We start from the raw sequence: 12,056 nt of genomic DNA, 5'->3' as shown, positions 1-12,056 counted from the left end.
CGCTCAGGACCCCGCCCCGGCGCCGCCGGCGGAGAAGCCCGGTCCCGGGTCCGCGCCGAACCCCCCGCCCGGCGACGTCGTGGAGGTCAAGCGGCCGGTCATCGACTCGGCCGTCGTCACCCCCGGCGTCATCGTGCGCGGCGGCGCCTACACCGTGACGGTCCGCACCCTGGAGGTGCCGGACGGGGCCCGCGTCTTCATCCGGGGCATCGGCGGCCGGAGCGCCGCGGGCGTCATCCGCGCGGGCCGGTCCGTCATCGGGATGACCGTCCCGGCCGACGCCCGCCTCGGCGAGCACACCCTGCGCGTCAGCGTCGACCGCGCCCAGCCGATCGAGACCTGGGCGGTCGTCAAGGCCGCGCCGGTCGCCTCGCTGGACCTGCGCACCAGCCCGGGCAGCGTCCGGGCCGGGCAGACCTTCCAGGCCCTCATCAGCACGAAGAAGGCCAAGCCCGGCACCGTGGTCACCGTCAAGGACCTCGCCGGCCGCCTCCACCGGGCGAAGCTCGACGCGCACGGCTGCGCGCGGATCACCCTGACCGTGCCCAAGGGCGCCAAGCCCGGCCGCTACACGGTCTCGGCCTCGCTGCCGGACGGCGCCCGCGACTCCGCCGCCCTGACCGTCGTCAGGACGCCGCTGCCCGCGGGCCGGATCGCCCTGGACCTGACCCCGGACACGGTCACCGCGGGCGGCAGGTTCACCGCGCTGATCGCGACCACGTACGTGGCCCCCGGCACCCCGGTCACCCTCGTCGACCCGGTCGGCCGCAGGTTCACCCTCAAGCTCGACCGGAACGGCGCCGCCATCAAGCGGTTCCACGTCCCGTCCAGCACCGACGCGGGCTCCTACTGGTTCACCGCCAAGCTGCCCACCGGCCAGAAGTCCTCGGCCCGGCTGACGGTCAAGAGCCCGCGGGCGCGCACCGGCGCGCACACGCACACGCACGTCCACACGCAGACGAACGTCTACACGAAGATCTACTCGTACACCTACACCCCCCGGGGCGGCGCGCAGACCGGCGGCGGCCTCATCGGGCGGAACCTCGCCGCGAACACCACCGGCACCGGTTCCTCCCCCTTCGCCGCGCTCGCGCTCGGCGGCACGCTGATCGCCGGCGGCTCCGGCGCGGCCCTGTTCGGCCGCTTCGGCCGCCAGGGCTGAGGCTCCACCGGAGCCGACGCTCCAGCGCTCCATCGGGGTGCGGACCCGATCCCCGGGTCCGCACCCCCGGCCCCGGGCGGCTTTCCCGTCCCGGCCCCCGTTCCCAGGCCGCACCCGGCCGCCCGGTGGTCCCCGGCCCGGTGACCGACCGTCTCCCCCGGACCCGATCCGACCACCCCGACCTGAGGCAGGTGTCCCGGCCATGTCCGGCTCCACTCCGTCCAAGCGCCGCATCGCCGTCACCACGGGAGCGGCCCTGGCGATCTTCTGCGGCGTACTCGTCACCGGCGCCGCCCTGGCCAACGACCCGCCCTCCGCCCTCCCGCTCCCGGGTTCGGTCCAGGAGGACTCCGCCGGATCCGAGGCGCCGGAGTCCTCGGAGTCCGGGGATTCCGAGGACTCCGGCAAGTCCTCGAAGTCGGGCAAGTCCAAGAAGTCCGACAAATCATCCGGCGCCGCGGGCAAGCCGGCGTTCGGCACCGCCGAGGCGATGAGCGGGTCCGAGCCGGTCAGCCTGGACATCCCGGCGATCGGGGTGAAGGGCGCGCCGATCGACCCGGTCGGCCTGAACGCCGACCAGACCGTCGAGGTCCCCGCACTGGACCGCCCGGAGCTCGTCGGCTGGTACAAGCACCGCCCGACGCCCGGCGAGGCGGGCCCCGCCGTACTGCTCGGGCACGTGGACGCCTACGGCAAGCCCGCGGTCTTCGCCAGGACGCACACCCTCAAGCCCGGCGACACCGTCAAGGTCAAGCGCGCCGACGGCAAGACCGCCGTCTTCACCGTGGACGAGCTGGAGCGGGTGGACAAGGACGCCTTCCCCACCGACCGGGTGTACGGCGAGACCGCCGCGCCCGAGCTCCGGCTGATCACCTGCGGCGGCGCCTTCGACGCGGCGACCGGGCACTACGAGGACAACATCATCGTCTACGCCCACCTGAAGGCCTGACCTCCGCGCCGTCTGGCGGCCCGGGCGGCGGCCGATCTAGGATCACCTAACAAGCGCTTGGGGCAACGACGGAGGTCGTCCGTGGAACAACTGCCGATCAGCACGCCGCACTGCCGGATCGAGCGCGACGGCCACGTCGTCGTCGTGACCATGGACCGGCCCGAGGCGAAGAACGCCCTCTCCACGGACATGCTGGTCGGCCTGGCCGACGCCTGGGCCTACGTCTCCGACGAGCCGGAGGTCCGCGTCGCCGTGCTGACCGGCGCGAACGGCACCTTCTGCGCGGGCGCCGACCTCAAGGCCATGGGCCGGCCGTCGTCCGACCCCCGGGTCGCCGAGCGGGCCGCGCAGATTCCCGACTACCACTGGAAGGGCCTGCTGCGCGACTCCGGCGCGCTGCCCACCAAGCCCGTCGTCTGCGCGGTCGAGGGCCACGCCGTGGCCGGGGGCACCGAGCTGCTCGTCGGCACCGACCTGCGCGTGGTCGCCGAGTCGGCCGTCCTCGGCCTGTTCGAGGCCCGCCGCGCGCTGTTCCCGATGGGCGGTTCCGCGGTCCGGCTCCCCCGGCAGATCCCCTACGCCTTCGCCATGGACATCCTGCTGACCGGCCGGGCCGTCACCGCCCGGGAGGCCCTGGCCATGGGCCTGGTCAACCGGGTCGTCCCGGACGGCACCGCGCTGGAGTCCGCCCTGGAGACCGCCGCGCAGATCGCCGCCTGCGGGCCGCTGGCCGTACAGGCCATCCTGCGCGCCTGCCGCCAGACCGAGGGCCTGCCCGAGCCCGAGGCCCTGAAGGTCTCCGACGCCATCGGCTGGCCGGTCATCGGCTCCGAGGACGCCAAGGAGGGCTCCCTCGCCTTCCGCGAGAAGCGCCCACCGGTCTACCGGGGCCGGTGATGTCCTCCCGGCTGACGAATGCAGACCTGTTCCGCCGGCTCGTCCCGGTGGCCCCTCCCCGCCGGCCGTCCGGCCGGAGAGATGTTCGGGCGGTCCCCGATCAGGGAAGCGCCGAGAGTGGTCGTCCTGTACACGACGGTGCGCCCGGATCGCTCGCGCGCGACCAGCCCACTGCCGTGCAGCACCCCGAGATGCTGCGACACCGCGCTGGGCGTTACACCCAGCGCACGAGCCAGCTCCGTCGTCGTGGAGGGAGAGCGCAGCGCCTCCAGCAGTTCGGCCCGCGCCCGGCCGAGCAGCCGAACCGCACTCCCCGCCGGTGGCTGCGTTCCCGCAGTCCACAACGCGCCGACGCCCCGCGCGGGATAGCGCACGGTGGTCTGCGTGGACGTACTCTTTTTGATCATCACGTGAGGTGGGCCGAGAACGACGGGCAGCAGGACCAGCCCGCCCGGGCCGCGATCGACCATGTGCCCGGCCCGCCAGTGTGCTCCCTGCAGCAGCAGCCGGCCATCGCACCACCGCAGGTCCGGGTGCAGGCCGGCGAAGAGCTTCTCGGCGCCGCCCGCCGCCAGCTGCTGAGCGCGATGGATGACGTCCGCGTCCAGGACGGCCCGGATCCGCGGCCAGTGCGGTGCGATGAGCCGCTCGTGCGCCACGCGCAGTTCCGCGGCGATAACCCGTAGGCCCGCCACCGGGTGCACGGCGAGCGCGGCGGCGGCGTCGGGAAGTTCCTCCCCGAACACACGCCGGAGGCTGGCCCGTACCTGACGTGGCGTCGTCGCCTGCAGCGCGGCCAGGTCGTCGTCGATCGACGCCGCCGCGCTGAGTGGAGCGGGGACGAGGAACTCCGGCCAGCTCGGCCGGTCGTTCACCAACAGCGGCCAGGTACGCGGCAACTCGAGGGGGCGCGTGGCGAGCTCGTCGGACGCCCACCGCAGCCACCGCAGGTGGAGCGGGTTGCGGTAGCGGCCGCTCAGCTGCTGCAGGCCGGCCACCGTCTCCGACAGCGGTGAGATCGCCAACCGCGTCGCCGCCAGCTCGGCCACGCCGAGATCGACCGTCAAAGCCATGGACCGACTATGTAGCAGCGGGCTAAAAGCTGTCACGGCGATGGCCGGGACCAGAGGATCCCGGCATGACATCAGATACGACACCGGCCGCCGAACCGCGCCTGCCGAAGGCCTACTGGCGGTTGTGGTGGGCAACGGGCATCAACGCCGCCGGTGACGGCGCGTTCGCCGCGGCGGCCCCGCTGCTGGCCGCCACGATCACACGCGATCCACGGCTGGTGTCGGTCGTCTCCGCGGCGGCGTACCTGCCCTGGCTGCTGCTGTCGCTGCCCGCCGGCGTGCTCGTCGACCGCTACGACCGCGTCGGCCTCATGTGGCGCTTCCAGGCGGTTCAGGCTGCGATCGCCGCCGTCACCACGGCCCTCGCCGCGTCCGGCCACTTGGGCATCCCAACGCTGGCGGTCACGGCCTTCGGCCTGGGTGCCTGCGCGGTCGTCTCGGCCAACGCCGCCCAGGCGATCGTGCCGGACCTCGTCGCCACGCCCCTGCTACACCGGGCGAACGGCCACCAGCAGACGATCACCACGCTCGGCTCCCAGTTCCTGGGACCACCGACCGGCGGCCTGCTGTTCGCGGTCGCCATAGCGGCGCCGTTGGGGATGGACACCGCCTCGTTCGCCCTGTCCGCCGCGCTGCTGGCGACCCTGCCCCGGCGCAGGCACCATCCGGTCGAGCATCCGCCGATGCGCACGGCGATCACCGACGGCCTGCGCTGGCTGGCCCGCCACCGGCTGCTGCGCACCCTGGCCGTCCTGCTCGGCGTCAACACCTTCTGCGGCCAGCTCGGCAACGCCACCCTTGTCCTGCTGGCCACTCAGACCCTGGGCCTGGACGCGCGCGGCTACGGCCTGCTACTGGCCGGCGCCGCGCTCGGCAGCGTGCTCGGCGGCCTGACCGGCGCGCGCGTCATCAACGCGATCGGGACGCTTCCAACGCTGTTGGCCGGGCTTGCAGTGAACATCGTCGTCTTCGTCGGGATCGGGTTGAGCCCGAACGCGACCGTGCTCGGCGTCCTGCTGGCCGCCAACGGCTTCACCATCGTGCTCTGGAACGTCGTGACCATCGGCCTCCGTCAGCAACTCGTGCCACCGCGGCTGCTCGGCCGGGTGGGCAGCGTCTACAGGATGATCGGCTGGGGCCTGATCCCGCTCGGAGCACTGGCCGGTGGACTGGTGGCGCACGCGTTCGGACTGCGTGCGCCGTACCCCGTCGCGGGCGTGCTGCGAGGCATCACCCTGCTGGTCACGATGCCCGCATTGATTCGGGCCTTCCGCGGCTGGAAACCTCGCGGAGTCGCCTTGCCACGACCCTCACCCGCCAGGACGGCAGGAAGCCCAGCGCGCACAACGACTGATCCATGATGCACGCCACATGCTGCCGAGCCGAGGCCGAGTGCGGGCCGCGCCGTACGATCGCGCCACCGATCATCGGTGATACCGGCATCGCTGACGGCAAGCCACGCCCGACAGCTCTAGGTTTACTCGAAGCACCACCTCCTAATGTGAGGTACCTAGGTACCATGAGCTCAGGAGGACGCCATGATGCCTAACTCGGCCAAACGACAGTCGCCGCTGAAGGTCGACCCGGCGACCGACGAGCTGATCTCCCAAGGTGCCCATTTCCTCGGGATGACCAAGAAAGACCTGGTCGCCACCGCGGTCCGCGTCTACATGGAACAGCAACGTGAGCACATCCGCCGCGGGATGATCGAGTCGATGAAGGTTCTGGACGGCTCCCTGAGTTCCAGCGTCTCCCTGCTCACCGGTCTGTCGCCTGAACGCATCAACGAACTCGGCGGCACCGGCGACTGGGAGGAGTGACATCCCCGTGCACCGCGTCCGCCCCACGCTCCGCGCTCTTCGTGACGATCTGAAGCTGCCGATTCCCTCCGCGCGGGTTCCCCTCGAAACGATCAGCCATCCGCTATTGGACAAGGCTTCCGAGCGGTTCACCGATCCTGGAACGGCGCACGAGCGCATACGTGCCATCGACGATGTGGTGCTGTTCAAGGTGAAAGTGCAGCGGATGATCACGATCGCTACCGGCTCGAAGCCGCCACCAGGTTCACCCTCCGGCTCAACTCCACGATCTGTGCCCTCGCCCGTGGCTCCCTGCACGACGGTCACGAGCACGCCTCCGACTTCCCCGGCTTCCGCCTCGGCGTCCAGATCCGAGCCGACGACGGCAACGAGACCTACGTGGCTATCCGCATCACCGGCTCCGTCCCATCCGATCTGACCGCGATGATCCTCAGTCGTGTTCCCGGCTGTGAGACGGACGGATGGTTCCCCGAGTACGCACTGCCCGAACGCCACCTCCTCCCAGCCGAACAAGCTTGGTCCAACATCATGGATCCGAAGGCCGCCGCCGAGCTCCTCACGGATTCCTGACACGCCAGGTCTCGCACAAGGCCCCGGAGACCGCCGCCTGCGAGCCGCCGGCCGTACAGCCCATGTCCAGCGGGAAAGTGCCTCGATCTATCCTGCGCACATGGTGATCACCGATGAGGAGCTGGCCCTGACGGCGGCGCAGGCGGGGGCCGCCGTCGTGCAGGCCATGTACGGCGCGCCGCTGACACGCCTGGAGAAGTCCGCGGGCGACTTCGCCACGGCCGCGGACATCGAGGCGGAGAAGGCCACCCTCGACGTCATCCGCACAGCTCGGCCGGACGATGCCGTGACGGCCGAGGAGAGCGGGAGCACCGGCCCGGACGGCGCGGAGCGCAGGTGGCTGATCGATCCCTTGTGCGGCACGCTCAACTACGCCGCGCGCAGCATGCTCGTCGCGGTGAACGTCGCCCTGCGCGTGGGCTCGGACACCACGGTGGCGGCCTGCGCCGATCCGTTCACCGGAGAGGTGTTCTGGACCGACGGCATCCACGCGTACGTCCGCCGGAGCGGCGTGGACGAGCGGCTCGCGCCGTCGTCCGGCTCGCGGCTGGTGGACGTCAACCTGGATCCGCCGTTTCCGAACGGCCCTGCCTTCCAGGCCGCCCGGCTCCTGACCGATCCGGAGTTCACCGAGCGTTTCCACCCGCGTGTCGTCTCCACCACCTTGGCGGTGGCGTGGGTCGCCGCCGGTCGACGCGCCGCGTACGTCACCGACGGCCGCCTGCGGGACAGCGTGCACTTCGCCGCCGGGATCGCCCTGTGCCGGGCCGCCGGATGCGTGGTGACCGGGATCGACGGTCAGCCGTTGCACACCGGCGCGGGCGGACTCGTCGTGGCCGCCGACCGGGAGACGCACACCGCGTTGCTGGAGCTCATCCGCGACCAGTCGCCACCCGGCGACCGGCTCCCGCACGACAGGAGTCCGGAGGACATCCACCGCCTGCCGGCCGCCATCGACCGGCTGGAGCACGGCGGCGGGACGGAGGAACCTCTCGCCGAGTGATCGCCGCCCCTGGGGAAGGCTCCTCTCCGGAGACCGTCACGCCCGTCCACGGCGGACGGTCCGTGCCCCGGCAGGCTCGTCACACGCGGGCCCTGCGGCGGCCGATGACGAGCAGCCCGGCGCCTCCGGCGAGACCGGCGACCGCGCCGGCGGCCAGGAACTGCGCGCCCTGCGTCTGGGAGTCGTACTCCTCCTGGTCGAACTGGGCGAACTGGGCGCGCTGCCCGGCCTCGCCCGTCAGCTGCTCGTAGCGGGCCGGGTCGCTCTCCTTGACGGACTCGGCCTCGCGGAGCAGGCCCTCCGCCGCCTGGAGGCTCGCGTCGATCCGCGCCTCGGTCTCACCGGCCCGGGAGAACGCGAACGCGCTCAGCCCCGCCGCGACCAGGCCGACCACCAGCAGCCCGGCCCCGAGCCACGACATCCACTTCACCGCGTTCTCCTCCGCACTCGCCCACGTGCGGCCCGGTGACTCCGGGCCGCGCGCAGGCAACGGTAGTGCGCGTTCCGCCTAGTCGCGCCCGCCGTACGGATGACCCGGCCTCCCCCGCCCGGGTGACCCGCCGGGACGCGGCACCGGAGGTCAGTCCCGCGTCAGGCCCTCCAGGCGGTCCATGGCCTCGACGTACTGCTCCACCATGCCGAAGACCACGTCGCGCGCGGACTTCACCTGGTTCATGGTCCCGATGATCTGGCCGGCCGGGAAGGTGGCCAGCTCCGCGGCGTCGGAGCGGCCGATCCGGCGCAGCGCGTCGGAGACCAGCATGAACTGGAGCGGCATCGGGAGCGTGCCGGGGGACTCGGCCGACTCCCAGGCGTCGGTCCACTCGTTCCGCAGCAGCCGGGCGGGCTTGCCGGTCCACGAGCGGGAGCGGACCGTGTCGCGGGAGGTGGCCGAAAGGATGCGCCGCCGGGCCAGTTCGGGGGTGTCGGCCTCCTCCACGGTCAGCCAGATCGACCCGGTCCACACGCCCTCGGCGCCGAGCGCCATGCCCGCCGCCATCTGACGGCCGTCGCCGATGCCCCCGGCGGCCAGCACGGGCACGTCCACCGCGTCCACGACCTGCGGGACGAGCACCATCGTGGAGATCTCACCGGTGTGCCCGCCGGCCTCGGTACCCTGGGCGACGACGACGTCCACGCCGACCTCGACCTGCTTGACCGCGTGCCGGGGGGTGGAGGCGAGCGCCGCCACCTTGACCCCCCGGGCGTGGGCGAGCTCGACGATGTCGGCGGGGGGCGGGCCGAGCGCGTTGGCCAGCAGCGCGATGGGGTGCCGGAGCGCCACCTCGACCTGGGGCCGGGCGGTGGCGTCGGTCCAGCCGAGCAGCACCCGGCCCGCGTCGCTCCCCTCCGCCAGCGGCGGCACGTCGTGCGCGGCCAGCAGGTCGTCGACGAATCTGCGGTGGCCTTCGGGGATCATCCCGGCCAGGCGCCCCACCAGGTCCTCCGGGGAGTCGACGCCGAGGTCGGCCCCCGCGTAGGAGGCGGGCATGACCACGTCGACGCCGTACGGCCTGCCGTCGACGTGGTCGTCGATCCACTTGAGCTCCGTCTCGAGCTCTTCCGGGGTGAAGTAGAGGGCGCCGAGCACGCCCATCCCGCCGGCGCGGCTGACCGCGGCGACGACGTCCCGGCAGTGGCTGAACGCGAAGATCGGGAACTCGATTCCGAGCATGTCCGTGACACGTGTCCGCATGCGCCCACGGTACGACCGCCGAGCAGCCAACTGCAACGCGTTCTAGTGCAGAATCTTCCGGTGAAAATTTCCGCCGTATTGACTGGAAACAATGGCCAGAACAGGTTTCAGCGCGGCATTCTGCGCCAGACCGCCCGGGGCAGCACCCGCATCACCGCGAACATCGCCCGCAGCGCGCCCGGCACCCACACGGTCTCGGCTCCCGACCGCAGCCCGGCCACCACCGCGTCGGCGACCTGGCCCGGGGTGGAGGACAGCGGCGCGGGGGTCATGCCCTCGGTCATCCGCCCCACGACGAAGCCCGGCCGCACCACCATCACCCGGGCCCCCGACCCGTGCAGCGCGTCGCCGAGCCCCTGCGCGAACCCGTCCAGGCCCGCCTTGGCCGAGCCGTACACGAAGTTGGCCCGGCGCACCCGGATGCCGGCCACCGAGGAGAGCACCACGAGCGTCCCGTGGCCCTGCTCGCGCAGCCGCCGGGCGGCGTACAGCCCGGCCGAGACGTGCCCGCCGTAGTTGACGGCCACCGCCTCGGCGGCGGCCACCGGGTCGGCGTCGTAGTCCGCCTGCCGGCCCAGCACGCCGAACGCGGGGATCACCACGTCCAGGTCGCCGACCAGCTTCGCGGCGGCCTCGATCACCTCGCCGTGCGTCTCGGGGCGGGAGGCGTCGAAGTCCAGCAGGTGGACCTCCGCCTCCCCGATCACCGGCGGCTCGCCGCCGGCCGCGTCCCGGGCGGCGAGCACGACCCGGCGGGCGCCGTCGCGGACCAGCCGCTCGACGATCGCCAGCCCGATCTCGCTCCGGCCGCCCAGCAGCAGCACCGTGTCCACCGAACCCAGCGCGTTCCTCACGGGACCGCTCTCCTCTCCGTACCCGGCCGCCGAGGACCGGGGTCCGTACCCGGCCTCACAGTCCGAGCCTCCTGGCCAGATCGGTGCGGAACACCCCGTCGGGGTCCGCCTCGTCGCGGACCTTACGCCACTCGGCCAGCCGGGGATACGTCGCGGCCATCGTCTCCGCCGTCATCCGCGCGTCCTTCGCCAGGTAGATCCGCCCGCCGGCCTCGGCCACCCGCTCGTCGAACGCGCGCAGCAGCCCGGCCAGACCGCGCTGCCCGGCGGGGATGTCCAGCGCCAGGGTCCAGCCGGGCATCGGGAACGAGAGCATCCCCGGCGTGCCGGGGCCGAAGCGCTTGAGCACCGTCAGGAACGAGACCACGCCCTCGGCCGAGAGCCGCGCGACGATCCGCCGCAGCGTCGCCTCCTGGCCGAACGGCACGGCGAACTGGTACTGCACGAACCCGCGCGAGCCGTACGCGCGGTTCCAGCCGTCCACGAAGTCCAGCGGGTGGAAGAACGGCGCCAGGTGCTGGACGGAGGTCCCCGGCCGGGACTTGAGGTACCAGGCCTCGTTGAAGGCCCGGACGGTCAGCGGGTTCAGCAGGCCGTTCGGCGCCCACGGCGGGGCCTTGACCAGGGAGCGGGGGGCGAACTCCAGCGGGTCGGCGCCGCGCGGCAGCTCCTCGCGCGCGGCGTGGTCGCCGCGGGTGAGCACGCTGCGGCCCATCCGGCCGCCCCGGGCGAGCAGGTCGATCCAGGCGACCGTGTAGCGGTAGCGGTCGTCGGTGGCGGCCATCGTCTCCAGCGTGTGGTCCAGGTCCCGGGTCCGCTCGACGTCCACCCGGACCCGGGAGGTCTCGATCGGCACGCACCGGAAGACCGCCTCGACGATCACCCCGGTCAGGCCCATGCCGCCGACCGTGGCCCAGAACAGGTCGTCGGCCGGGGTCAGCGTCCGGACCCCGCCGCCGGCGGTGACCAGGGTCAGCGAGCGCAGGTGCGCGCCGAAGGAGGAGTCCACGTGGTGGTTCTTGCCGTGCACGTCGGCCGCGACGGCCCCGCCGACCGTCACGTGCCGGGTGCCGGGGGTCACCGGGACGAACCAGCCGCGGGGCACCAGGGCCGCCATCAGGTCGTGCAGGCTCAGCCCGGCCCCGGCGGTGACCAGGCCGGTGGCCTCGTCCAGGGACCAGGAGGTCAGCGCGGTGCAGTCGACGACCAGGCCGCCGGCGTTCTGGGCGGCGTCGCCGTACGCGCGGCCGAGGCCCCGGGCTGCGACGCCCCGCTCCGGCGCCGCCGCACGGTCTCGGCGACCTGCTCGGCGGTGGCGGGCCGGACCAGCCGCGCGGGCGTCGGCGAGGTACGGCCCCAGCCGGTCAGGAAGGTCGTCCCGGGCGGCGCGGCGGAGCTCATGTCAGGTATATCCCGATCGTCAGGAGGGCCACGAGGGCCGCGATGAACAGCTGGATGGGCCGGTCGCGCAGGGCGAGTTCCTCGGGCTCCTCCCCGATGCCCCGGTCCACCAGGAGATTGTGCCGCAGCACGATGAGCACGAAGGGGATGATGCTCATCGAGTGGAACGGCCCGCCGGGGTGATCGTTCAGCGCCCACAGGCAGTAGGTGACGATCATCGCGCCCGACGCCATGGTGCGGACCTGCGCGAGGTAGGCGGGGGTGTAGGCGGCCAGGATGGCCCGGGTGGCGTTCCCGGTGGCGTTCTCCGCCGCGGCGCGCACCTCGGCCTCGCGCTTGCCCGCCACCAGCTGCAGCGAGCCGAGCGAGACCACCACCAGGAACCAGCTCGTCACCGGCACGTCCACCGCCACCGCGCCGGCGAAGGCCCGGATGACGTGGCAGCCGGCGACCGCGACCAGGTCGACCACGGGCTGGTGCTTGAGCCAGTAGGTGTAGGAGAACGTCAGCGCCAGGTAGCCGGCGACGACCGCGGGCAGCCGCCAGTCGCCGGGCAGCGCGGCGACCGCCGGGGCCAGCAGCACCAGCAGGGCCCCCGCGACCCGCGCGAGCGCGACCGGGACCAGGCCCG

General features: G+C 72.9%; 12 protein-coding genes and 1 pseudogene. 7 read left to right on the top strand and 6 right to left on the bottom strand.

The features are described 5' to 3' along the window. The 3 genes from ACWJ6R_RS18760 to ACWJ6R_RS18750 form a co-directional block, all read left to right on the top strand. Positions 1 to 1,162: hypothetical protein (locus ACWJ6R_RS18760; RefSeq protein ID WP_449063468.1), on the top strand; the 1,162-nt coding region annotated here is incomplete at its 5' end. Between the two features lie 202 nt (positions 1,163 to 1,364). Next, on the top strand, positions 1,365 to 2,111 hold the full coding sequence (locus ACWJ6R_RS18755; RefSeq protein ID WP_449063467.1) for a class F sortase: 747 nt from the start codon (positions 1,365 to 1,367) through the stop codon (positions 2,109 to 2,111). An 81-nt stretch (positions 2,112 to 2,192) separates the two neighbouring features. Next, complete coding sequence (locus ACWJ6R_RS18750) at positions 2,193 to 3,008, top strand: crotonase/enoyl-CoA hydratase family protein (protein WP_449063466.1); 816 nt, start codon at positions 2,193 to 2,195, stop codon at positions 3,006 to 3,008. Here the strand turns inward: ACWJ6R_RS18750 and ACWJ6R_RS18745 are convergent. Continuing rightward, a complete protein-coding gene (locus tag ACWJ6R_RS18745) occupies positions 2,993 to 4,081 on the bottom strand; it encodes a DUF5937 family protein (protein WP_449063465.1) in 1,089 nt (362 codons plus the stop codon). The genes ACWJ6R_RS18750 and ACWJ6R_RS18745 overlap by 16 nt on opposite strands. A 65-nt stretch (positions 4,082 to 4,146) precedes the next feature. Here ACWJ6R_RS18745 and ACWJ6R_RS18740 point away from each other — a divergent pair, with 65 nt between their 5' ends. From ACWJ6R_RS18740 to ACWJ6R_RS18725, 4 genes are all read left to right on the top strand, one after another. Next, the gene (locus tag ACWJ6R_RS18740) at positions 4,147 to 5,442 is read left to right on the top strand and encodes an MFS transporter (protein WP_449063464.1); all 1,296 of its coding nucleotides are present in this window, start codon (positions 4,147 to 4,149) and stop codon (positions 5,440 to 5,442) included. Positions 5,443 to 5,619: 177 nt separating this feature from the next. Next, positions 5,620 to 5,901 (top strand): hypothetical protein, encoded by a 282-nt coding sequence (locus tag ACWJ6R_RS18735; RefSeq protein WP_203871801.1) that lies wholly within the window; start codon positions 5,620 to 5,622, stop codon positions 5,899 to 5,901. A gap of 378 nt (positions 5,902 to 6,279) precedes the next feature. Further along, positions 6,280 to 6,471: a hypothetical protein gene (locus tag ACWJ6R_RS18730; RefSeq protein WP_449063463.1), complete on the top strand. Its 192-nt coding sequence runs from the start codon at positions 6,280 to 6,282 to the stop codon at positions 6,469 to 6,471. Positions 6,472 to 6,571: 100 nt separating this feature from the next. Continuing rightward, positions 6,572 to 7,474, top strand: a complete 903-nt coding sequence (locus ACWJ6R_RS18725) for an inositol monophosphatase family protein (RefSeq protein ID WP_449063462.1) — start codon at positions 6,572 to 6,574, stop codon at positions 7,472 to 7,474. Between the two features lie 79 nt (positions 7,475 to 7,553). Here ACWJ6R_RS18725 and ACWJ6R_RS18720 read toward each other — a convergent pair whose 3' ends face one another. The 5 genes and pseudogenes from ACWJ6R_RS18720 to ACWJ6R_RS18700 all read right to left on the bottom strand — a co-directional run. Then, positions 7,554 to 7,904, bottom strand: a complete 351-nt coding sequence (locus ACWJ6R_RS18720) for a hypothetical protein (protein WP_449063461.1) — start codon at positions 7,902 to 7,904, stop codon at positions 7,554 to 7,556. A gap of 150 nt (positions 7,905 to 8,054) precedes the next feature. Beyond that, positions 8,055 to 9,170 carry an NAD(P)H-dependent flavin oxidoreductase gene (locus tag ACWJ6R_RS18715; RefSeq protein ID WP_449063460.1) on the bottom strand — a complete coding sequence of 372 codons (1,116 nt, stop codon included), beginning with the start codon at positions 9,168 to 9,170 and terminating at the stop codon, positions 8,055 to 8,057. Between the two features lie 107 nt (positions 9,171 to 9,277). Then, positions 9,278 to 10,024 (bottom strand): SDR family NAD(P)-dependent oxidoreductase, encoded by a 747-nt coding sequence (locus ACWJ6R_RS18710; RefSeq protein WP_449063459.1) that lies wholly within the window; start codon positions 10,022 to 10,024, stop codon positions 9,278 to 9,280. A gap of 55 nt (positions 10,025 to 10,079) precedes the next feature. Continuing rightward, positions 10,080 to 11,425: pseudogene (locus ACWJ6R_RS18705) on the bottom strand (FAD-binding protein). Next, a partial coding sequence (locus ACWJ6R_RS18700; RefSeq protein ID WP_449063458.1) for a decaprenyl-phosphate phosphoribosyltransferase occupies positions 11,422 to 12,056 on the bottom strand: 635 nt, incomplete at its 5' end. The gene ACWJ6R_RS18700 and the pseudogene ACWJ6R_RS18705, both read right to left, overlap by 4 nt.

The organism is Planomonospora algeriensis, assembly GCF_977012225.1.
This window is presented reverse-complemented; position numbering and strand designations above follow the sequence as displayed.

Coding starts and splice junctions, on each gene's coding strand:
- ACWJ6R_RS18725 (WP_449063462.1), top strand. CDS start 6,572: ATGGTGATCACCGATGAGGAGCTGGCCCTGACGGCGGCGCAGGCGGGG.
- ACWJ6R_RS18735 (WP_203871801.1), top strand. CDS start 5,620: ATGATGCCTAACTCGGCCAAACGACAGTCGCCGCTGAAGGTCGACCCG.
- ACWJ6R_RS18755 (WP_449063467.1), top strand. CDS start 1,365: ATGTCCGGCTCCACTCCGTCCAAGCGCCGCATCGCCGTCACCACGGGA.
- ACWJ6R_RS18745 (WP_449063465.1), bottom strand. CDS start 4,081: ATGGCTTTGACGGTCGATCTCGGCGTGGCCGAGCTGGCGGCGACGCGG.
- ACWJ6R_RS18715 (WP_449063460.1), bottom strand. CDS start 9,170: ATGCGGACACGTGTCACGGACATGCTCGGAATCGAGTTCCCGATCTTC.
- ACWJ6R_RS18740 (WP_449063464.1), top strand. CDS start 4,147: ATGACATCAGATACGACACCGGCCGCCGAACCGCGCCTGCCGAAGGCC.